The 255-nt window shown below is 59.2% G+C and carries 1 protein-coding gene; it reads right to left on the bottom strand.

Annotated features, from left to right (window positions below):
* Positions 1–254: porin (locus tag AB3X98_RS42185; RefSeq protein WP_368607236.1), on the bottom strand; the 254-nt coding region annotated here is incomplete at its 3' end.
* Position 255: the final 1 nt, after the last annotated feature.

Here is a 255-nt window from a genome sequence, read left to right as displayed (position 1 = left end):
ACGGAGCCGAAGCGATCCGATGCCAGTCCGACGTAGGCCTGGCGACCGAACAGGTCTCCGCCTTGCAGCAGTTTTCCGTTGGTCACGCTAAAGCCGTTCTCGACGGTGAACAGCGTCTTGAGTCCATTGCCGAGGTCTTCGACGCCACGCAGCCCCCATCGGCTGCCTTGCATGTTGCCGCTCGCCAGCGTGTAGAGCTTTTGACCGCCGGAATTATTATTGAAAGCGAAGCCCGCATCGACAATGCCATACAGC

The sequence above is a fragment of the Paraburkholderia sp. BR14312 genome, from assembly GCF_040948675.1.
GTDB classification, from domain to species: Bacteria; Pseudomonadota; Gammaproteobacteria; order Burkholderiales; family Burkholderiaceae; genus Paraburkholderia; species Paraburkholderia nodosa_A.
Note: the sequence above shows the minus strand (reverse complement) of the source record. Positions and strands in the feature narration are given on the sequence as shown.